17 protein-coding genes are annotated in these 21605 nt (G+C 56.9%); 13 read left to right on the top strand and 4 right to left on the bottom strand.

What is annotated here, in order from left to right; genetic code table 11:
- Positions 1-13 precede the first annotated feature (13 nt).
- The 9 genes from UR289_RS07205 (at position 14) to cheZ (ending at position 10480) form a co-directional block, all read left to right on the top strand.
- Positions 14-769, top strand: coding sequence for a molecular chaperone (locus tag UR289_RS07205; protein ID WP_320709573.1), 756 nt, complete (start codon positions 14-16; stop codon positions 767-769).
- Entirely contained in the window at positions 745-3129 is a 2385-nt protein-coding gene (locus UR289_RS07200) for a fimbria/pilus outer membrane usher protein (RefSeq protein WP_320709571.1), read from the top strand. Before UR289_RS07205 ends, UR289_RS07200 begins: the two co-directional genes overlap by 25 nt.
- Positions 3126-4088, top strand: coding sequence for a spore coat protein U domain-containing protein (locus UR289_RS07195; protein ID WP_087822794.1), 963 nt, complete (start codon positions 3126-3128; stop codon positions 4086-4088). Before UR289_RS07200 ends, UR289_RS07195 begins: the two co-directional genes overlap by 4 nt.
- 84 nt (positions 4089-4172) lie before the next feature.
- Positions 4173-5840: a methyl-accepting chemotaxis protein II gene (gene tar / locus UR289_RS07190; RefSeq protein ID WP_064672730.1), complete on the top strand. Its 1668-nt coding sequence runs from the start codon at positions 4173-4175 to the stop codon at positions 5838-5840.
- Positions 5841-5884: 44 nt separating this feature from the next.
- Positions 5885-7486 carry a methyl-accepting chemotaxis protein IV gene (tap, locus tag UR289_RS07185; protein ID WP_023312254.1) on the top strand — a complete coding sequence of 534 codons (1602 nt, stop codon included), beginning with the start codon at positions 5885-5887 and terminating at the stop codon, positions 7484-7486.
- Between the two features lie 19 nt (positions 7487-7505).
- A complete protein-coding gene (cheR, locus tag UR289_RS07180) occupies positions 7506-8372 on the top strand; it encodes a protein-glutamate O-methyltransferase CheR (protein WP_023312253.1) in 867 nt (288 codons plus the stop codon).
- Positions 8369-9418, top strand: coding sequence for a protein-glutamate methylesterase/protein-glutamine glutaminase (locus UR289_RS07175; RefSeq protein WP_029741783.1), 1050 nt, complete (start codon positions 8369-8371; stop codon positions 9416-9418). The genes cheR and UR289_RS07175 overlap by 4 nt, the downstream gene beginning before the upstream one ends.
- A 17-nt stretch (positions 9419-9435) precedes the next feature.
- Positions 9436-9825: a chemotaxis response regulator CheY gene (cheY, locus tag UR289_RS07170; RefSeq protein ID WP_008500431.1), complete on the top strand. Its 390-nt coding sequence runs from the start codon at positions 9436-9438 to the stop codon at positions 9823-9825.
- Between the two features lie 10 nt (positions 9826-9835).
- A complete protein-coding gene (cheZ, locus tag UR289_RS07165; protein WP_023312251.1) occupies positions 9836-10480 on the top strand; it encodes a protein phosphatase CheZ in 645 nt (214 codons plus the stop codon).
- 48 nt (positions 10481-10528) lie between these two features.
- Here cheZ and UR289_RS07160 read toward each other — a convergent pair whose 3' ends face one another.
- The 4 genes from UR289_RS07160 to UR289_RS07145 form a co-directional block, all read right to left on the bottom strand.
- Positions 10529-11692 carry a fimbrial protein gene (locus UR289_RS07160; protein WP_210867125.1) on the bottom strand — a complete coding sequence of 388 codons (1164 nt, stop codon included), beginning with the start codon at positions 11690-11692 and terminating at the stop codon, positions 10529-10531.
- 4 nt (positions 11693-11696) lie between these two features.
- Positions 11697-14237, bottom strand: coding sequence for a fimbria/pilus outer membrane usher protein (locus UR289_RS07155; protein WP_320709567.1), 2541 nt, complete (start codon positions 14235-14237; stop codon positions 11697-11699).
- 9 nt (positions 14238-14246) lie between these two features.
- Positions 14247-14939, bottom strand: coding sequence for a molecular chaperone (locus tag UR289_RS07150; RefSeq protein WP_167818532.1), 693 nt, complete (start codon positions 14937-14939; stop codon positions 14247-14249).
- Between the two features lie 129 nt (positions 14940-15068).
- Positions 15069-15644 carry a fimbrial protein gene (locus UR289_RS07145; protein WP_094935603.1) on the bottom strand — a complete coding sequence of 192 codons (576 nt, stop codon included), beginning with the start codon at positions 15642-15644 and terminating at the stop codon, positions 15069-15071.
- Positions 15645-16148: 504 nt separating this feature from the next.
- Here UR289_RS07145 and flhB point away from each other — a divergent pair.
- The 4 genes from flhB to UR289_RS07125 all read left to right on the top strand — a co-directional run bounded on the left by flhB (position 16149) and on the right by UR289_RS07125 (position 21605).
- A complete protein-coding gene (gene flhB / locus UR289_RS07140; protein WP_033145863.1) occupies positions 16149-17297 on the top strand; it encodes a flagellar biosynthesis protein FlhB in 1149 nt (382 codons plus the stop codon).
- Positions 17290-19368, top strand: coding sequence for a flagellar biosynthesis protein FlhA (gene flhA, locus UR289_RS07135; RefSeq protein WP_033145862.1), 2079 nt, complete (start codon positions 17290-17292; stop codon positions 19366-19368). The genes flhB and flhA overlap by 8 nt, the downstream gene beginning before the upstream one ends.
- Positions 19368-19760 carry a flagellar protein FlhE gene (gene flhE / locus UR289_RS07130; RefSeq protein WP_033145861.1) on the top strand — a complete coding sequence of 131 codons (393 nt, stop codon included), beginning with the start codon at positions 19368-19370 and terminating at the stop codon, positions 19758-19760. The genes flhA and flhE overlap by 1 nt, the downstream gene beginning before the upstream one ends.
- A gap of 261 nt (positions 19761-20021) precedes the next feature.
- Complete coding sequence (locus UR289_RS07125; RefSeq protein ID WP_039263661.1) at positions 20022-21605, top strand: MFS transporter; 1584 nt, start codon at positions 20022-20024, stop codon at positions 21603-21605.

The raw sequence follows: 21605 nt of genomic DNA, 5'->3' as shown, positions 1-21605 counted from the left end.
AGGGAGAGTGTTGATGAAGCCATTTTTCAGACCGGTTTGTCTGGCGGGCGCGTTGGGAATGGCGGTTGCTGGCCAGGCGCAGGCGGCGGCCACCATCCTGCTCTGGCCCATCGATCCCTGGCTTGCTGCAGACGCCAACGCCACGGAACTGTGGATCCAGAACCAGGGAAATAGTGCCACGACGATGCAGGTCCGCATCGTGCGCTGGAAGCAGGAGGACGGACACGAGCGCTATACCGCGCAGCAGGACGTGGTCGTCAGCCCGCCCATCGTCACGATTGGCACAGGCAGCAAGCAGCTTATTCGCCTTATCAAACAGGCTTCGGTTCCCGCTGGGGTCGAACAGGCCTATCGTATTATCGTCGATGAAATTCCCCAGCCAGATGCCAAAGCCGAACCCGCCATCGGCCTGAAATTGCAGATGCGTTACTCCATCCCTCTGTTCGTATATGGACAGGGGATCCCGACCATCAAAGAGGGCGCGCATCACGCGCTGGCGGAGACCCAAAACCTGAGCTGGCGGGTGACGCAGGCGGAGGGGAAGCCTGCGCTGGAGGTCAAAAATCGGGGTGATGTTCACGTCAGGCTGAGCCAGGTGGCGCTGGAGCAGGGAGGTCAGAAACGCACGGTGGCGGAAGGATTGCTGGGTTACGTCCTGCCGGGCAGCACCCGCAGCTGGCCTATACCCGCTAGCGTTCGTCAGCCAGAGCGGATGAGCGCGCAGATTAATGCCAGGGACGAACAATGGCAGTCGACGCCCGTCAACTGAAGCCGGCGATGATGATACTGCTATGCGTCAGTTCAGCGACCCTGGCCGGGCCCGGCGACGACAGTTTACCGCCGCCTCCCCAGGCACAGGCGATAAATGATGAAGCGGTTTTCCAGCTGGCCATCGTGGTCAATCACTACGATACCGGCCTGGTCGTGCCCGTGACGCAGCGTAAAGGCGCTTTCTTTATCTCCAGCGCCGATTTGCTGCGCGCGGGGCTGCCCCCGGCGCACGTTCCCACCGGCGAGGTAAATCTCTCCTCGCTTGCTCAGGTTCGGGTGGAGTACGACAGCGCCGCGCAGCGCCTGCTGCTTAACGTTCCCCGCGACTGGGTGACGGCCCGCGTGACGCCTTTCAGCGCGCAAGCGGCGCAGGCCAAACCGCACTACGGGCGCGGGGCGCTGCTGAATTACGATCTCTACACCAACCACACGGAACATATCGGCGGTCAGGCGTCGATCTGGCATGAGTTCCGCTACTTCAACGAGAACGGCTCGTTTTCCTCGACCGGTTACGCGCGGGAAAATTTCACCGGTAACGATGGACAGCAGGAAGGGTATGTCCGCTATGACACGACCCTGCTGTTCACCAACGAAGATGACGCGATGAGCTGGAGCGCCGGGGACGTGATCAGCGATGCCCTGAGCTGGAGCTCCAGCGTGCGGATGGGGGGGATAAGCGTCGGGCGGGATTTCTCCCTGCGTCCTGACCTGGTGACATGGCCGCTGCCCGAGTTCGCGGGGGAAGCCGCGGTACCCACTTCGGTCGATCTTTTTATCAACGGCTATCGCTCCGGCTCAACCCAGCTTCAGCCGGGCCCCTTCACCCTGACTAATCTGCCCTATATCAACGGCGCCGGGGATGCGGTGCTGGTCACAACGGATGCGCTGGGGCGCCAGGTAAGCACCACGCTACCGTTTTACGTCACCAGCGACCTGCTCAAACAAGGGCTGAGCGACGGCGCCGTGACGCTCGGCAGCCTGCGGCGTAATTACGGCATCAAGAATTTTGACTACGGTCCGGCAGCCGGCAGCGGCTCGTATCGCTACGGGATGACGGACTGGCTAACCCTCGAGGGCCACGCGGAAGGGGCGCAGGAGCTGGCGCTGGGCGGCGCGGGGACGGTGATAAAACTCGGCCAGTTTGGCGTGGTGAATACCTCTTACTCGCAAAGCCGCATGCGCGGTGATGCGGGCGGGCAAATCAACTGGGGTTACCAGTACAGTACCAGCGAGTTTAGCGTCGCCACCCAGCACACGCGTCGCGACCGCGGCTTTGGCAATCTCGCTCTTTACGATCAGCCGACGGTGTATGACGAAAACGATAAGCCCATCGCCAGCTTTAGCCGTAATACGGACCAGTATTCGCTGACCTTCAATCTGGGACGGTACGGCAATATCGGTGCGGCCTGGATCGGCGTGGAGAGTTTTGACAGCCAAAAAACCGAGCTGCTCAATCTCTCCTGGAGCCGAAACCTGTGGGGAGCGAGCAGTATTTACCTGGCCGGCAGCCGGGATCGGCAGCGGGGAGACTGGACGGTCGCGCTGTCGCTGCAGGTGCCGCTGGGGGCGCGCGACAGCGCTGCCGTCACCGTTGAAAACACCCCGGATGCAGGCAGTACCCAGCGCATTAACTACAACCACTCCATGCCTTCTGACGGTGGGTTCAGCTGGAACATGGCCTGGGCCAACCAGTCAAGATCCAGTGATTATCAACAGGGTACGCTGGGCTGGCGCAATAACAACATCGAGCTGCAGGGCGGCGGCTATGGCGAAAGGGATACCATGACCTGGTGGGGCGAGGCGATGGGCGCCGTTGTGCTGATGGACGGCGAGCTGTTCGCGGCGAATAAGATCAACGATGCGTTTGTGGTCATCAGTACCGACGGGCACCCGGACGTGCCCGTCAGCTATGAGAACCAGCCCGTCGGTAAAACCAATAACAACGGCTACCTGCTAGTCAGCGGGGTGTCGGCGTATTACCCGGCAAGCTACCGGATTGATACTTTGAATCTGCCGGCGGATACCCGTCTGAAAGAGACCGAGCGGCGGATCGCGATTCGGCGCCACAGCGGCTATCTGGTCGATTTCCCGATGGAGCAGGAACGGGTGGCCAGCGTTATTCTGCATGACGCGCGCGGGAAGGCGTTGCCGGTGGGAAGCCTGGTTCGACGCGCCTCGCGCAGCAATGCGGTGGTGGGGTATGACGGCATCGCCTGGCTGGAAAATCTCAGCGATGTGAACCCGCTGGAGGTGATTGCACCTGACGGGAGGCGCTGTAAGACTACCCTGACCGTGGGGGCCAATCCGGAGCACAAGCTGAAAACCTACGGGCCGCTGGTTTGCCGGGAGGAGCCATGACGCGCCTGCTGCTATTCATCCTGCTGCTGTTCTCCGGCGGCGGCTGGGCGGCGTGTACCGTCAGTACGGTTAATGCGTCGTTTGGCAGCGTCACCTCGTTCGCGCTTAGCGGAACCGGAGAAGTTCAAACCACCGGCACGCTGGTGGTGGCCTGCGATGCCGTACTGAATCTGCTGACCAGCGACTCGGTAACGCTGACCTACACCGCGGCATCTGTCTCGGGCAGCAGCCGGGCCACGATGAAACGCACGGATAATGCGGCCATCACCGACGTGATCCCCACCCGGCTGTGCGGATTATCGGGATGCGCGAGCAGCAGCGAGGTACAGATAAGTAAATCGTATACCTGGAGCGGGAGTACCCTCCTGGGGTTGCTGGGGTCAAAGCAGTACAACATTCCGCTCTATTTCCGCACCGTCGCCGGGCAAAACGTCACTGCCGGGCCATATCAGGTGCAGTTAACCTTCAGCATTAACTACAGCGTCTGCTCCGTGGGCGCGCTTGGCGTTTGCACAATCAATCAGACGGGAACCGCGACAACCACCATCCTGCTGGATATGACCGTTACCAACGACTGCAGCGCCATGACCACGCCAGATGTGAACTTCAACAGCGCGCCGCTGGTGCAAAGTTTCCCCACCGTCTCGCAGGCGATTGCCGTCACCTGTACCAAAGGAAGTTCGTATACCATCGGCATTAATAACGGTGCCAACGCGCTGAACAACGTGCGGCGGATGGTGAGCGGCAGCAACGCCATGAGCTACGACATCTATAAGGAAGCCACCGGTAACCGCTGGGGCGGCAGCGGCAGCGAGCGCTGGTCCAGCGCGGTATCGTCCCAGGTCAGTACCGACGGTTTACTGCGCACCTACAACTACACCGCGAAAGTCCTGACCAATCAGGCCACGCCGCCCGCCGGAACCTACACCGACACGCTGATTGTCGACGTGGCGTTTTAACCCCGCGCTTTTCCCTTTCGCAAATGTAAAGTTCCTGTGGGCTGTGCCGATAACACCGTTAATAAATCTATGAGAAGGTGTTGTATGTTGAACCGTATCCGCGTTGTCACAATGCTCATGATGGTGCTGGTCATTTTCGCACTTCTTCAGCTCATCTCCGGCGGGCTTTTTTTCTCGTCATTAAAACAGAACCAGGACAGCTTCGCGGCCTCGAACGATCTCCGCCTGCAGCAGAGTGAACTCACGTCGACGTGGGATCTGATGCTGCAAACGCGTATCAACCTGAGCCGCTCGTCCGCGCGCATGATGATGGACCCCAACAATCAGCAGAGCAGCGCGAAAACCGATCTGTTGAAAAATGCCCGTGCCACCCTCGCTGACGCCGCGAAACACTACGACGCCTTCAAAAAGATCGCCCCGCAGCCTGCTATGGAGCAGGTGAGCCAGAATATCGATGAAAAATACAATGCCTACCATACCGGCCTGACAGAGCTGATTCAGTTCCTGGAGAGCGGCAATATGGACGCCTATTTCGCGCAGCCAACGCAGGGGATGCAAAACGCACTCGGCGCGGCGCTGGGGGAATACGCGAAGGTCAGTGGCGATCTCTATCACTCGGCCTTTACGGCAAGCCAGAATGACTACCGCTTTGCAAAATGGCAGATGGCCGTGATGGCGCTGGCGCTGGTCATTGTGCTGGTCGCGGTCTGGTACGGCATTCGCCATATCCTGCTGAACCCTCTCGGGCGCGTCATTGCCCACATTCGTGAAATTGCCGGCGGTGACCTGACCAAAACGCTGACCGTTTCCGGGCGCAATGAGATCACCGAGCTGGCAAACAGCGTTGACCATATGCAGCGTTCGTTAATCGAAACCGTTGCCAACGTTCGTAACGGGTCGGAGGCTATCTACACCGGCACCAGCGAAATTGCGATGGGGAATAACGACCTCTCTTCTCGTACCGAGCAGCAGGCGTCCGCCCTGGAAGAGACGGCCGCCAGCATGGAGCAGCTCACCGCGACCGTGAAGCAGAACGCCGATAACGCCCGCCAGGCGTCTCAGCTGGCGGAAAGCGCCTCCGAGACGGCACAGCGCGGCGGCCGCGTGGTGGATGGCGTGGTGAAAACCATGCACGAAATCGCCGACAGCTCGAAGAAAATCGCCGACATCATCAGCGTTATCGACGGCATTGCCTTCCAGACCAACATTCTGGCGCTGAACGCCGCCGTGGAAGCGGCGCGCGCGGGTGAACAGGGGCGCGGGTTTGCCGTGGTGGCCGGGGAAGTACGCAACCTGGCCAGCCGCAGCGCCAACGCGGCCAAAGAGATCAAGTCTCTGATTGAAGATTCCGTCTCCCGCGTGGATACCGGCTCCGTGCTGGTGGAAAGCGCCGGGGAGACCATGAATGACATCGTGAATGCCGTCACCCGCGTGACGGACATCATGGGTGAAATCGCCTCTGCGTCCGATGAGCAGAGTCGTGGTATCGACCAGGTTGCCCTGGCGGTATCGGAAATGGATCGCGTGACACAGCAAAACGCCGCGCTGGTGCAGGAGTCCGCTGCGGCGGCCGCTGCTCTGGAAGACCAGGCGAGCCGTCTGAAGATGGCCGTCTCGGCGTTTCGTCTCGCTTCACTCGCTGGAAACACGGTCACCCCGCAGGCGACGTATCGCGTGCCAGCCGCTGAATCGGCTGTAAACCGTACGCGCACCGCGACGACCGGACAAGATGAAAACTGGGAAACATTTTGACTGACAATTAAACCGCGGCTGCTTGCCGCTTGATGGGAGCGTGGATGTTAAATCGTATTCGTATCTCGACCACACTGTTTTTGATTCTGATCCTTTGCGGTGTGTTGCAGGTTGGCAGTAACGGGTTGTCTTTTTGGGCGTTTCGCGATGGCTATCAGAATTTGCAGGAAGTTGAGGCGAGTAATCAGCAGCGCTCCGCACTGGCACAAACGCGTGCCGTGCTGTTGCAGGCAAGCACTGCGCTGAACAAGGCGGGAACCTTAACCGCGCTGAGCTATCCGCCGGATGACATCAAAGCGCTGATGGCGACCGCGCGCGACAGCCTGAAGCAGGCTGACGCACAGTTTAAAGCCTTTACGGCGCAGGCCGCCGACAGCGAGAAAGAGAAAGCGCTGAAGGCCGCCATGAAGACGAACTTTGAGCAGTGGTACAGCGATCTGGACCACCAGGCGACGTGGCTTGAGAACAACCAGCTTTCGGACTTTATGACCGCACCGGTTCAGGCGTCTCAGGCGGCGTTTGACGGCAGCTTTAACGCGTGGCAGCAGGATATTAACCAGTCTGTTCAGCGTGCCGGTGACCAGAGCCGTCAAAGCTATCATATGTCGGGCGTCATCTTTGCCGTAGTGGTGATCCTGGCAGGACTGCTGACCGGCGGGGCGCTGCTCTGGTCGCGCAGAATGATTGTGCAGCCGCTGGCGATTATCAGCAGCCACTTCGACAGCATTGCGAAAGGGGATCTGGCGCGTCCGGTGGCGGTGTTCGGCAAGAACGAAATTTCGGCGATCTTTGCGAGCCTGAAGGCGATGCAGGGATCGCTGCGGGAAACGGTGAGCGACGTGCGGCAGGGCAGTTATGCCATGCACACCGGGATCTCTGAGATTGCGGCGGGGAACAACGATCTCTCGTCCCGCACCGAGCAGCAGGCGGCCTCGCTGGCGCAGACTGCGGCCAGCATGGAGCAGTTAACCGCGACGGTAGGCCAGAACGCCGATAACGCGCGTCAGGCGTCTGACCTGTCAAAACAGGCGGCGATGACGGCGAAGAAAGGCGGCGACCAGGCGTCCCATGTCGCCAGCACCATGCAGGAGATTGCCACCAGCTCGCAGAAAATTGGTGACATCATCAGCGTGATTGACGGTATCGCGTTCCAGACCAACATTCTGGCGCTGAATGCCGCCGTGGAAGCGGCGCGCGCCGGTGAGCAAGGGCGCGGGTTTGCGGTGGTGGCGGGGGAGGTGCGTAACCTGGCGAGCCGCAGCGCCAACGCGGCGAAAGAAATTAAGGTCCTGATCGAAGAGTCGGTTTCGCGCGTTCAGCAGGGCTCAACGCTGGTGGATACGGCGGCGAAAACCATGCACGAGATCGTCACCTCCGTGACGCGGGTGAACGACATCATGGGCGAGATTGCCTCTGCGTCGGATGAACAGCGCCGCGGGATTGAGCAGGTTGCCCAGGCCGTCAGCCAGATGGATCAGGTGACGCAACAGAACGCCTCGTTAGTTGAGGAAGCGGCAGCGGCAACCGATCAGCTGGCCAGCCAGGCGGATCGTCTGACCGGACTGGTCGCGGTATTTAATGTGAAAGAGCACGTTGAAGCAGTAACAGAAGTCGGGCGGTCGCAGGCCGTGCCAGTTGTATCCTGAATGTAATTAAGAAGGCGCTATGACATCACCAATGCCCCCTGGGCAAACGTCATTATTGTTGCAGATGACACAGCGCCTCGCGCTGTCCGACGCGCATTTTCGTCGGATATGTCAGTTAATCTACCAGCGTGCGGGGATCGTGCTTGCGGATCATAAGCGGGACATGGTCTACAACCGTCTGGTGCGGCGCTTGCGTACGCTGGGGCTGGATGATTTTGGCCGCTATCTGAGCATGCTCGAGGCGAACCAGAACAGCGCAGAGTGGCAGGCTTTTATTAACTCGTTAACCACCAACCTGACGGCGTTTTTCCGTGAAGCTCACCACTTCCCGGTCCTGGCCGAGCACGCCCGCCGTCGCACCGGGGAGTATCGCGTATGGAGCGCGGCCGCCTCGACGGGTGAAGAGCCGTACTCGCTGGCGATCACCCTTGCTGACACCCTGGGCATGACGCCCGGACGCTGGAAAGTCTACGCCAGCGATATCGATACCGAGGTGCTGGAGAAGGCGCGTAACGGCGTGTATCGCCAGGATGAACTGAAAACGCTGTCGCCGCAGCAGCTGCAGCGTTATTTCATGCGCGGCACGGGCCCGCATGAAGGCCTGGTGCGCGTACGCCAGGAGCTGGCGAACTGCGTCGAATTCGCGCCCGTTAACCTGCTGGATAAGCAGTACAACGTGCCGGGGCCGTTCGATGCCATTTTTTGCCGTAACGTCATGATCTATTTTGATAAAACGACGCAACAGGACATTTTGCGTCGGTTTGTTCCGTTGCTCAAGCCTGACGGTTTACTGTTTGCCGGGCACTCGGAAAACTTCAGCAACCTCGCGCGTGAGTTTAGCCTGCGTGGGCAAACGGTATATGCGCTGAGTAAGGAAAAAGCATGAGTAAAATCAGGGTGTTGTCTGTCGATGATTCAGCGCTGATGCGTCAGATCATGACTGAAATTATCAATAGCCACAGCGACATGGAGATGGTGGCGACTGCGCCCGATCCTCTGGTAGCGCGGGATTTAATTAAAAAATATAACCCCGACGTGCTAACGCTGGATGTCGAGATGCCGCGCATGGATGGCATAGATTTCCTCGAAAAATTGATGCGGCTTCGGCCCATGCCGGTGGTGATGGTCTCCTCCCTGACCGGAAAAGGATCGGAAATCACCCTGCGCGCGCTGGAGCTGGGGGCGGTGGATTTTGTCACCAAACCGCAGCTCGGCATTCGCGAAGGGATGCTGGCCTACAGCGAAATGATTGCGGAGAAGATCCGCACCGCGTCGCGGGCGAAGCTTGCTGCCCATACGCCATTGGCCGCGCCTGCGACCCTGAAGGCCGGTCCCTTACTCAGCTCGGAAAAACTGCTGGTTATTGGGGCGTCAACCGGAGGAACAGAGGCAATTCGTCATGTACTCCAGCCATTGCCGCTTTCAAGTCCGGGTATTCTGATCACTCAGCATATGCCGCCAGGCTTTACCCGTTCGTTCGCCGAACGCCTGAACAAGCTGTGCCAGATCAGCGTGAAGGAGGCGGAAGACGGCGAGCGCGTGCTCCCGGGACATGCCTATATCGCCCCGGGCGACAAGCATATGGAGCTGTCGCGCAGCGGCGCTAACTATCAAATCAAAATTCATGACGGACCGCCGGTCAACCGGCACCGTCCGTCGGTGGATGTGCTGTTTCATTCGGTGGCGAAACATGCGGGGCGCAACGCCGTTGGGGTGATCCTGACGGGGATGGGCAACGATGGTGCCGCCGGAATGCTTGCAATGCACCAGGCTGGCGCCTGGACGATTGCGCAGAATGAAGCAAGTTGTGTGGTGTTCGGCATGCCGCGCGAGGCCATCAATATGGGTGGCGTGAGCGAAGTGGTCGATCTTAGCCAGGTAAGCCAGCAGATGCTGGCGAAAATCAGTGCCGGACAGGCAATACGTATTTGACTCAGGAGTATTATTTTATGGCGGATAAAGAGCTTAAGTTTTTGGTTGTGGATGACTTTTCCACCATGCGTCGCATCGTGCGCAACTTGTTGAAAGAGCTGGGCTTCAACAACGTTGAAGAAGCAGAAGACGGCGTTGATGCGCTGAACAAACTGCAGGCTGGCGGGTTTGGTTTTGTTATCTCCGACTGGAACATGCCTAACATGGACGGTCTGGAACTGCTGAAAACCATTCGTGCCGATGCCGGAATGGCGTCTATGCCGGTTCTGATGGTTACTGCAGAAGCGAAAAAAGAGAACATCATTGCCGCTGCACAGGCGGGCGCAAGCGGCTATGTGGTGAAGCCATTCACCGCGGCAACCCTGGAAGAGAAGCTCGGTAAGATCTTCGAGAAACTCGGCATGTGAGGTGATGGAAATGTTGCAACCTGCTATGAAACCCGTTGAAGAACACTCGCCGAGCGATATTATCGTCCGCATCGGCAGCCTGACGCGCATGCTGCGTGACAGCCTGCGTGAGCTGGGGCTGGATCAGGCGATTGCCGAAGCGGCGGAAGCCATTCCTGATGCCCGCGATCGTCTGGACTATGTTGTGCAGATGACCGCTCAGGCCGCGGAACGTGCGCTGAACAGTGTTGAAGCGTCACAGCCGCACCAGGATGCGATGGAAAAGGGGGCGAAAGCGCTGAGCAAACGCTGGGACGAGTGGTTTGAGAATCCTATCGAGCTGGCGGATGCCCGAGAGCTGGTGACGGATACCCGTCAGTACCTGGGGGATGTGCCGGGGCACACCAGCTTCACCAACGCCCAGCTGCTGGACATCATGATGGCGCAGGATTTCCAGGACCTGACCGGTCAGGTGATTAAGCGCATGATGGATGTTATCCAGGAGATTGAGCGTCAGCTGCTGATGGTTCTGCTGGAGAACATCCCGGAACCGGCGGCCCGTCCAAAACGCGAGAACGAAAGCCTGCTCAATGGTCCACAGCTCGACGCCAGCAAGGCGGGCGTTGTGGCAAGCCAGGATCAGGTAGACGATCTGCTGGACAGCCTCGGCTTCTGATTGTTTCGATTACCCTCAGGCTGCGGCGTCAACCTGAGGGTAGTTCGGTTAGCGAAGATCCATCTTCACCGTCACGTTACCTTCAAAGCGGCCCGGGGCCGGAGAGGCATTGGTCGTGCTGACCGGTACAGCCTGAATTTTGACCACACCGTTTCCCTGCGCGTCCATCGTCACCGGAAACTCATAGGTCCCGTCCAGCGCGACGTTCTGACTGTGTTCATCATATACACGCACCCCGAGGTCGTCTCTGTCCAGAAGTTTTGCAATGTACGGCGTACTGCTGTCCGCGACCCCCTGATCTGCGGTCAGCGTCAGCTTTATCCGGTCCGTGTTTCCCACTGCGTTATCATCACAGTGGTAGGCAATATCAACGTTTTTGATGGCATAACGTTTTGGCGGTTGCCCCTTGATGACGAATTGCTTGCTGACGATGCTGCCGAACTCAACCTCAATGGTGCTGCCTTCGTTGATAACGCAGCTTAGCGGCGCAGAAAGCGTGCCGCTAAACCAGATATCAGAGACCTGATCTGCCTGCCCGGGATCGCAGCTTCCCCCCGAGCCGAAATAAAGACAGGCATAGTTTTGCGCGACGATCGTCGAAGGGATCACCTCTTGACCCAGGATGGGTTTTTTAATGTGAAGAAGGATCGCCACGACGTTCCAGCGGAAATTACGCTTTACTGTAGCGGCGTTGCTCGGCTGGGTGCCACTACTGCAAACGTTGGCATCTCCCTCCGTTTTGGCGAGTGCATTCTCGCTAGTGTTACGCATATTAGCTCTGGACGTCGGGTATTCATTGACAGCTATCGGGGTCAAAGAAGTGCCGTCCGGAGAGTTGATTGCATCCGCATAGGCGGTGATATCGGCATCGATCTTTTCTGTCAAATAGCCGTATCCGCTTGTTCCCGGTTTCAACGGGCTTCCGGCGAAGGTTTTTTCATAAACCATGCTCGAAGAAAATATATTTCCGGGACAGCTGCAGTTGGCCACTATCACCGGGCCATTGCCGACCAGATGATTTGGCACATCATAGTCATGATTGGCGATATTTTCGCTGGACGAAAACTCATGATCGAACGTCGTGGTGTAGGCTTGCGGCGCACCGAAGCAGTCATGAAGTAAAGTCGCGGCCATGCTCGGGCTGGTTGCGGTCAGGCTCAGTGCCGTGGCCAATGAAGCCCAGACGGCCCGTTTCTTGAGTATAGTTGTCATGTGCTTATTCCTGCTGACAAAGCTCGTTAACCGAGCGAATACCGTTAGGGCTTTCGGTTTGGTTGGCTGACTGTTGCGTAATGCTGGCGCGGCACTGTTGGCCCGTGCCGTTGCCCCACTTCACGGTGAGCTGCGCGGTCTCTCCAATGCCTGACAGATAGACGGTGCTGGTTTCATCGACAATGCCGCTCATCACCGGGTCGCTACTGGTCGCGATGGCGCCGAACGGAACGGGGAGACCGTTTGGACGCTTCAGGGTGACCAGCATCCGGTAGCCTGTGTGGGCATCAAATCTGGCCAGCACCGCCGCGTTGCGCGAGGGAATGACGGTGATGGCGGTATCGCTGCTGTCCACATTTTCCGGCAGGCTCGAGGTATCAATACGAATATTGTTCTCCTGGTACGGAGTGAGTGATGGAATGACTGCGTTACCCTGCCAGTCGGTCTGAATACCCCGCTGGTTCAGGAAACGGACGCCGGAAGCGTCGTTGGCATTGACGATAGCAAACTGGCTTCCTAAAGGTTGAGCCAGCGTGATGCCCTGAGGATGGGCAACAATAGCGCCGCTAATGCCGTAGTTAAGCTGCTGAGAGTGATCGGTGGAAGCGTAATATCCGGCGGTCAGATTAGCGTATTGCGAACGGTAGCTGCCATAGACGCTGCTGATATCTTCCCCGTCGTGGTTGGAGTGGCTCTGCTGCAACGAGTAGCTCAGACGCTCATCCTCCAGAAGCGTGCCGTTGAGGCCCACGTTTTGCCGCGTATAGCCATTTTTAGTGTTGCTGATGTTATAGCTACTCCAGGCGCGTGGCAGCCATCTGGCGAGAGGAATGCTAAATCCCAAAGAGACCATCCTGTCAGACTCGTCGCCGTTGGTTTTGCTGTACGTATAGGCAATGTGATAGCTCGTGCCGGCAACAACGGTATTGAATCCCAGAGACAGGCTGCGCTCTTTTTTAGAGGTGCCCCAGTAATCCTGCTGATAACCGTTAAGATACAGACTCACCCCAGCAACGGTTTGGCTAACGCTGGCCTGAATGCGGTTGCGTTTATTGTAACGAAACTGCAGATCGTCTTCGTGGCCGTCATGCTTTTGATTGGCGTCGGCAAAGCTGTAATACCCGCGGCTGGAGTATCGGTAGCTGCCGAGGCTGAAGTTGGTATCGGTCGAATCCAGCTTACCGGTATAAAGCAAACGCCATGACTGGCCGGTATGCTGGCTGTTATCGTCTAGCCGGGTGTCGGCCATGGTAACGTCAGCGGACAGCGAGCCCAGCGGCCCGAGCGCCAGACCGGCACCGGTATTGGCTGCGTTATAGTCTTTCGAGAGCGTCAGCCCTCCAAACCAGGTGAGAAGGTTATTTAAACCGTAAATCATGCTTCCCTGGAAAAAGTCGGGTTCCTTTTGGTCGCTCCCGCTTTCAGCACGATAACGGCCTGCTGTCATTTCGTACTTCATATGCCCAGGCCGCAGCATAACCGCGATACTGGAGTAGGGCTGCGTAAAGTGATGCTCGGTGCCGTCAGCTTCTTTCACCGTAACGTCCAGATCGCCGCTGTTGGTCGTGGAGTAGAGATCGTCGATTTCGAACGCGCCCGGCGCGACATTTTGCTGATAGATGAGGTAGCCATTCTGGCGCACCGAGACTTCCGCATTTGAACTGGCGATGCCGCGTATGACAGGGGCATAGCCGCGTTGGCTGTAGGGAAGCATCTCTTCATCCGACGCAAGGTTAACGCCCCGGTACTGTAAGCTATCAAATACCTCGCCCCGCGTGTTGCTTTCTCCGGCCGTGAACTGTGCCTTGAGGGCGTCAACGTCATGCTGGAGGAAGGTATTGATGTTTTCCCACAGGTTTTCATTCTCTGAATTGCTCCACGTTGAATAGTTGCGCACTCGCCAGCCACCCATGTTGGCGCCGGTGCGCAAATTCAGATACTGACTGGTGGCGCTGTTGTCGCCGCTCTCCTTATTTTTTGATCCTGAGAAAGCGTAGTCACTGAACAACACGGGAACACCGTCGTCCCAGCGCGAAGGATCGATGTAATCGCGACCGGTACTTCTTAACGCGGCCTGAGGAATACTCAACGCTAATGTCATGTTTGAAAAATCAAGCCGCGCGGAGGCCTGGGGGATATAGTTGCTGATATCTTTAGGCAAAGCCTTATTGGCGGGTAACGCAAGCAAGGCGGGATACTGGTCGATAGCAACCCCCCATGCCCGCAGCATATCCGGTGTGAGCTGCGGTATCAGTGACCCTTCCGGGGAGCTGACGTAAGCGATACTGGTGGTGCTCAGGCGGTGTTCGTTCACCTGCACTCGTGAAGAATAGGTGCCGGGTAGCTGAGCATTCGACTTTGAAAAGAGTGAAAGGTCGATATCCTGCTGGGCCAGCATGTCTCCTTCAAGCGATGAGGGAGAGAAACGATACTCACGGGCCAGCGTCGAGAAGCTCGCGATGAGCAAGACACCGCCAAGGCAGCGAAGAAGCGGATTCGGTCTAAAGAGCCGCTCGTATGACATATCATTACGTCCTGTCATCATCGCGGTCTTTTAATCCTGCGCCAGGGTGGCGGTATATTTTTCGGAAGCATTGCCGTAATCGGTTATGCAGCGCCAGGTGACGCTCGTTCCCTGAGCATTGTCAGGGAGAGGAATGTCAGCGCGGGATTTAGGGGCAACCATGTCGGCTTTCTCCACTTTGTGCGCTCCCAGCGCAAGTGAATCAAAGACGCTGTAAAACGCCCCCTCGTTGATGACAGTGAGCAGCTGACCATGACGCGCGAAGCGCAGGTTTTTGCAGGATTCAGAGGGCGTACCGCTCAGTCCGACAGGGCGCCAGAACAGTTTCAGACGCGTTTTATAGATTAACCGCAGGACGTTTTTGTCTCCTTCATCCGTAGCCGTGGCAGGAACGGTTCGTACGTTCATATAGAACAGAGACTCTTTATCGCCTGCTAAGGTTGTCCCGTTCCAGGTAATACGCAGGCTTTGCTCTTTTTGCGGATCGAGCCGAAAGAGAGGCGGTGTCACGATAAACGGTCCGTGCGTTTTACCATCACCTGTATCCGTCCATGACTGTATTAACCATGGAAGCTCTTTATCATTATTTTGTAAGGGCAGGGCAACTTCCTTTTTCGCGGCATCGTAGATTATGCGTGTGCGACCGATCTGAATACCTGCTGCGTGACAAAAGGTGCTCGCAATAACAGGAATGCATAATAAGACCTGGAGTAAAATGCGCATGGTGAAACCTTTAATAAAGGAGGTTGAAGGGAAATGATAATAGTCCGAGTCCGGACTATTATCAGATCATGACTCCTTAAACGTCATGACGCCTAAATATATATATTATGAATATCAGTAATACGATTATTAACGGTAAAGAATATTTACCGTCATATCAGCATCTGCTGGACCGGCGGTAACCGCATCTGCAAATGATTTATAGCGGGCATTAAAATCAGCTTTAATCGTATCTTCGGATTTTGTCGCCAGTTCGATATAGATCTGCCCTTCAGCGCCGTCCATCGTGATGAGCTTATCATCTTTACCCGCCGGGCTGACGGCAATGCCGATACCGGTGGCCGCGGTTTCGCCCGTGGTGGTAATTTTACTGACGTCCAGCAGCGTTTTGGTCTTGGTCAGGGTCGTTGGGCCGTTAAAGGTCAGCTGAACAGCCGGAAGCCCAGCGCTTGTTAACGGGCAGTTCGCCAGCGTAATGGAGAACTCCGTAAGTGCGGTCTCCTTCCCAACGGTATTAAACAATGATGTAGGATAGGTACCCAGTGGTATAGTACTGTCCGTGCCGTCGTCACCCTGAATGGTGCAGCTTGATTCGATAATTTCACCCGTAAAGTGAATAGTGCCGGCATTCATTTCTGCGGCGAAACCATTCATCGACAGTGTTGCAAGGGCTAAGCCCGCAATAATATTCTTTTTCAAATCCATCTTAAATGTTCCTTTAAGTAAAAATAATTATCTGGCATGCATTTTGCTTTCTGGTGGAAAGTAAATTATGTCGCGTGAAATTATAACATTTAATTTTCTGCTAGTAATGGAGTCTCAGGATTAATGTTATATAGATTTATCCATTTTTGGATTATGTGGGGGAATGATTTATATGATTTCGATTGCTCTGAATTATTGAATTTACATAGTTATATCATTCCTGCAATACCGGGAGGTTAAAATCGACGGTTATGTTAATTTTCTTTCGGGATATTTTAGAGTGAATTTTCTTTAAAACTGCGCTTAATTCATTTTGTAATATGAAACACATCACAAAAGCTGGAGAATGTTCGTTCGAACATTCCTTACCCTTTTTTCCCTAGCCCGAATTGCAGAGTGGGGGCTTAAACAGGATAAAAAGACCCGGTTATAGGGGTTTTTCAGCCCATTGATGAAAGGCGGTGCTGGCATGATACCCGTGACGTAATGGGCTGAGCATGCACTGTGGCAGAAGAGAACGACGACAAAACGGAAGCCCCCACACCCCACCGACTAGAAAAAGCGCGTGAGGAAGGGCAGATCCCCCGATCCCGAGAATTGACCTCCCTGCTGATCCTTATCGTAGGGGTGTGCATTATCTGGTGGGGCGGGGAGTCGCTCGCCCGCAAGCTGGCGGGAATGTTGTCCACCGGGTTACGTTTTGACCACAGCATGGTCAACGATCCGAATCTGATCCTCAGCCAGATTATTCAGCTTATTAAAGGGGCCATGGTCGCGCTGCTGCCTTTGATTACCGGGGTCGTGCTGGTCGCGCTGGTTTCTCCGGTGATGCTCGGCGGTCTGGTTTTTAGTGCCAAATCGCTGCAACCGAAATTTTCCAAACTGAACCCGCTGCCGGGTATTGCGAAAATGTTCTCTGCGCAGACCGGGGCTGAGCTGCTCAAAGCCGTTCTCAAATCGGTGCTGATGGGCAGTTCCGCAGGCTTTTACCTCTGGTACCACTGGCCGGAAATGATGCGTCTTATCAGCGAATCGCCTCTCACCGCGATGAGCAACGCGCTGAATCTGGTCGGGCTCTGCGCGCTGCTGGTGGTGCTCAGCATTATCCCGATGGTGGGTTTTGACGTGATCTTCCAGCTTTATACCCACTTCAAAAAGCTGCGCATGTCGCGTCAGGATATCCGTGACGAATATAAGCAGATGGAAGGTGACCCGCACGTAAAAGGGCGTATCCGCCAGATGCAGCGTGCCGCCGCCCGTCGCCGGATGATGGACGATGTGCCGAAGGCCGACGTCATCGTCACCAACCCGACACACTATTCCGTTGCGCTGCGCTATGACGAAAACAAAATGAGCGCGCCGAAAGTCGTTGCGAAAGGGGCGGGGCTGATCGCACTGCGTATCCGGGAAATTGGCACTGAAAACCGCGTGCCGATTCTGGAAGCCCCTCCGCTGGCGCGTGCCCTGTACCGCCATGCGGATATCGGACAACAGATCCCGGGACAACTTTACGCCGCCGTGGCGGAAGTGCTGGCCTGGGTGTGGCAGTTGAAGCGCTGGCGTCTGGCTGGCGGTCAGCGGCCTGTGAAACCTGAAAACCTTCCGGTGCCTGCCGCGCTGGATTTTATGAACGAGAAGGACACTGATGGCTAATCTGGTGGCAATGTTGCGCCTGCCCGGCAACCTGAAATCGACCCAATGGCAAATCCTTGCCGGGCCGATTCTGATCCTGCTAATTCTGTCGATGATGGTACTGCCGCTCCCGGCATTCATCCTCGATCTGCTTTTCACTTTCAATATTGCGCTGTCCATTATGGTGCTGCTGGTGGCGATGTTCACCCAGCGTACCCTGGAGTTTGCCGCGTTCCCGACCATTCTGCTGTTTACCACCTTGCTCCGACTGGCGCTGAACGTGGCGTCCACGCGTATCATTCTGATGGAAGGTCACACCGGTGCTGCAGCGGCAGGTAAAGTGGTGGAGGCATTCGGCCACTTCCTGGTGGGCGGCAATTTCGCTATCGGTATCGTGGTGTTCGTTATCCTCGTAATCATCAACTTTATGGTTATTACCAAAGGTGCAGGGCGTATCGCGGAAGTGGGCGCGCGTTTTGTGCTGGACGGGATGCCGGGCAAGCAGATGGCGATCGACGCCGACCTGAACGCCGGCCTTATCGCCGAAGATGAAGCCAAAAAACGCCGTTCGGAAGTGACGCAGGAGGCGGACTTCTACGGCTCCATGGACGGTGCGAGCAAGTTTGTGCGCGGTGACGCCATCGCAGGCATTCTGATCATGGTGATTAACGTGGTCGGCGGCCTGCTGGTCGGGGTATTGCAGCACGGGATGGACATGGGCCACGCGGCGGAAAGCTATACGCTGCTGACCATTGGTGACGGTCTGGTCGCGCAGATCCCGGCGCTGGTTATCTCCACGGCGGCGGGTGTGATTGTGACCCGCGTGAGTACCGATCAGGACGTTGGCGAGCAGATGGTGGGCCAGCTCTTCAGCAACCCGCGCGTTATGCTGCTGGCCGCTGCCGTTCTGGGTTTGCTCGGCCTGGTGCCGGGGATGCCAAACCTCGTCTTCCTGCTGTTTACGGCGGGTCTGCTGGGGCTTGCCTGGTGGATGCGTGGCCGTGAAATCAAACCGGCAGCGGAACCTGTTCAGGTAAAAATGCCGGAGAATACCCAGGCCGTCGAAGCGACCTGGAACGACGTTCAGCTGGAAGATTCCCTGGGAATGGAAGTGGGCTATCGCCTGATTCCGATGGTCGATTTCCAGCAGGATGGCGAGCTGCTTGGCCGTATCCGCAGTATCCGTAAAAAATTCGCCCAGGACATGGGCTTCCTGCCGCCGGTTGTACACATCCGCGACAATATGGACCTGCCGCCCGCGCGCTACCGCATTCTGATGAAAGGGGTCGAAATAGGCAGCGGTGATGCCTATCCGGGCCGCTGGCTGGCGATTAACCCGGGCACCGCCGCAGGCACGCTGCCGGGCGAGCAAACCATCGATCCGGCCTTTGGTCTGGCCGCTATCTGGATTGAAAGTGCCCTGAAAGAGCAGGCGCAAATCCAGGGCTATACGGTTGTTGAAGCCAGTACCGTGGTGGCGACCCATCTTAATCATCTGATCGGGCAATTTTCGGCAGAGCTGTTTGGCCGTCAGGAAGCGCAGCAGCTGCTTGACCGCGTCACGCAGGAGATGCCGAAGCTGACGGAAGATCTGGTCCCGGGCGTGGTGACTTTAACCACGCTGCACAAGGTGCTGCAAAACCTGCTCGAAGAGAAAGTGCCGATCCGCGATATGCGCACCATTCTCGAAACCCTTGCCGAGCATGCGCCGATACAAAGCGATCCGCACGAGCTGACGGCGGTGGTACGCGTGGCGCTGGGTCGTGCGATCACCCAGCAGTGGTTCCCGGGAACCGGAGAGGTGCAGGTCATTGGCCTCGATACGCCGCTTGAACGCCTGCTGCTGCAGGCCCTGCAGGGCGGGGGCGGCCTGGAGCCGGGCCTGGCGGACCGTCTGCTGGCGCAAACGCAGGAGGCGCTGGCGCGCCAGGAGATGCTGGGCGCGCCGCCGGTGCTGCTGGTGAACCATGCGCTGCGTCCGCTGCTGTCGCGCTTCCTGCGTCGTAGCCTGAACCAGCTGGTCGTGCTGTCGAATATGGAGCTGTCGGATAACCGTCACATCCGCATGACCGCGACGATCGGAGGAAAATAATGCGTAAATGGCTCTGGATTTTGTTCTTCCCGCTGGCGGCGCACGCTGCCGGGGAAGGCACCTGGCAGGCAAGCAGCATGGGAGTGACCCTCAGCAACCGGGGCGTTGCTATGTCATCTAACCCGCTGTCGCCTTCTGAAGGCGTTTCCGGTCAGATGGGCCTTGTGGTCTGGAATTACCGGCTGATTGGCCCAACGCCCGCAGGGCTGCGGGTGCGCCTCTGTTCTCAGACGCGCTGCACGGAAATCGATGGCGAAAATGGCACGACACAGGCGTTCAACGGCGTACCGGCCATTGAACCTTTGCGTTTCATCTGGGAAGTGCCGGGCGGGGGACGTTTAATCCCGGCGCTGAAAGTACAGAGTAATTCTGTCATCGTGAACTACCGCTAACACCCTGCCTTTTCACCAGCCATCAGCAATTTTGATGGCTGGCTCTCAAAACTGACCTCACCTTTTGATCAAATAGAAACGCTGTTTTATAAATCAGTGACGCGCGTGACGGTACTCTTTGCATTATTGCCATTGACCCTCTTAGTGATGGCAGAAACAGAAAGGTATCAACCGGTCGATGCATTTACTGTAGCCGTCTAAAAGCTCCCGGAAGACGCTTGCTTGCAGGGAGTCTCCCAAAACTGATTAGGGGTGACGGCAATGAGAACACGTAAAATTGGGCTCGCAAATTATCTCGCTTACGGGTCAGGCGATTTCCTCGGGGCGGGTACCACCGCCCTGACGGCGGCCTGGCTTTTATATTTTTATACCACCTTCTGCGGGCTCTCACCGATCGAAGCAACGTTTATCTTTGCCGCTGCAAGGGTGCTGGATGCCGTCGTTAGCCCGTTAATGGGCTTTTTAACCGATAACTTTGGGACGACCTGGCTCGGTAAGCGCTTCGGCCGTCGTAAGTTTTTTATCCTGCTGGGGATTCCGTGCGTGTTCAGCTACTCGCTGATGTGGGTTGGGGACATGAGCTTCTGGTACTACCTGCTGACCTATCTGGTGTTTGATATTGTCTACACCATGATTCTGGTGCCGTACGAAACGCTGGTACCGGAAATGACCGATGACTTTAAACAGAAAACCAAGTTCTCCGGGGCGCGTATCTCAATGGCGCAGATGTCCGCCATTCTGGCCTCCTTCCTGCCGGGGATCCTGTTAACCCACTTCGGGAAAGAAAACGCCATCTCCTTCTTCTACGCAAGCCTGGTCTTCTCCTTGCTCTGCGCCCTGATGCTAACCTTCGTCTGGTTCTTTACCTGGGAACGCCCGCGCGAAGAGTGGTCAGAAGCGGCGCTGCGTGCTGAAGAAGAGAAGAAGAAGCTGACGCTGGGGCAGAGCCTCAACCGCCTGATCGTTGAGTTAAGCTCCACGCTGCGCATCAAGATTTTCCGTCAGCATCTGGGCATGTACCTTGGCGGCTATATCGCGCAGGACGTGTTTAATGCGGTATTCACCTACTACGTGGTGTTCGTGCTGATGCAGGAAGCGTCAATGGCGTCCAATCTGCTGGGCACGATGGCTATTTTCCAGTTCTTTGCGGTTATCGCCATGATCCCGCTGTGCATCCGTTTCGGGCCTGCACCGTCCTACCGCATGGTCGTGGTGCTGTTTGGTCTGGCGTCTCTCTCTTACGCCATGCTCTATTACGCGGGCCTGAGCGACGTCTACGCTCTGCTGTTGCTGATCTCAGCGGTTGCCGGTCTCGGTCGCGGCGGTATCAACTACGTGCCGTGGAACACCTATACCTACATTGCTGACGTGGATGAAGCGATCACCGGCCAGCGCCGCGAAGGGATCTTCGCGGGCATCATGACCCTGACCCGTAAGGCGTCACAGGCCGGTGCGGTGATGCTGGTGGGTATCGTGATGCAGATGTCCGGCTTTGTCAGCGGCCAGAAAGTGCAGCCTGCGGAAGTGAGCCACACCATTTTGACGATCCTGAGCGTGGGCACGATCCTGGTGCTGTTCTGCGGCTTCCTCGTTTCCCTGCGCTTCAGGCTCAATTTGCAGACCCACAGCACGCTGCGCGAGGAGACCGCGAAAATGCGTGAGTGTGGTCATGCGATGCCTGAGTCAGCGACGCCACACGCCCGCGCCACCGTCGAGATGCTGGCCGGTATGCCTTATGAGTCACTGTGGGGCAATAACAACATCGGTTATCTGAATCGCAATAAGCCAGCGGCACCCTCGCTGAAGGATCGCGCGGTACTGAATTCGACATACAACAGAGGTTAA

The organism is Enterobacter sp. 302C9, from assembly GCF_034106085.1.
Taxonomy (GTDB): domain Bacteria; phylum Pseudomonadota; class Gammaproteobacteria; order Enterobacterales; family Enterobacteriaceae; genus Enterobacter; species Enterobacter asburiae_B.
Note: the sequence above shows the minus strand (reverse complement) of the source record. Positions and strands in the feature narration are given on the sequence as shown.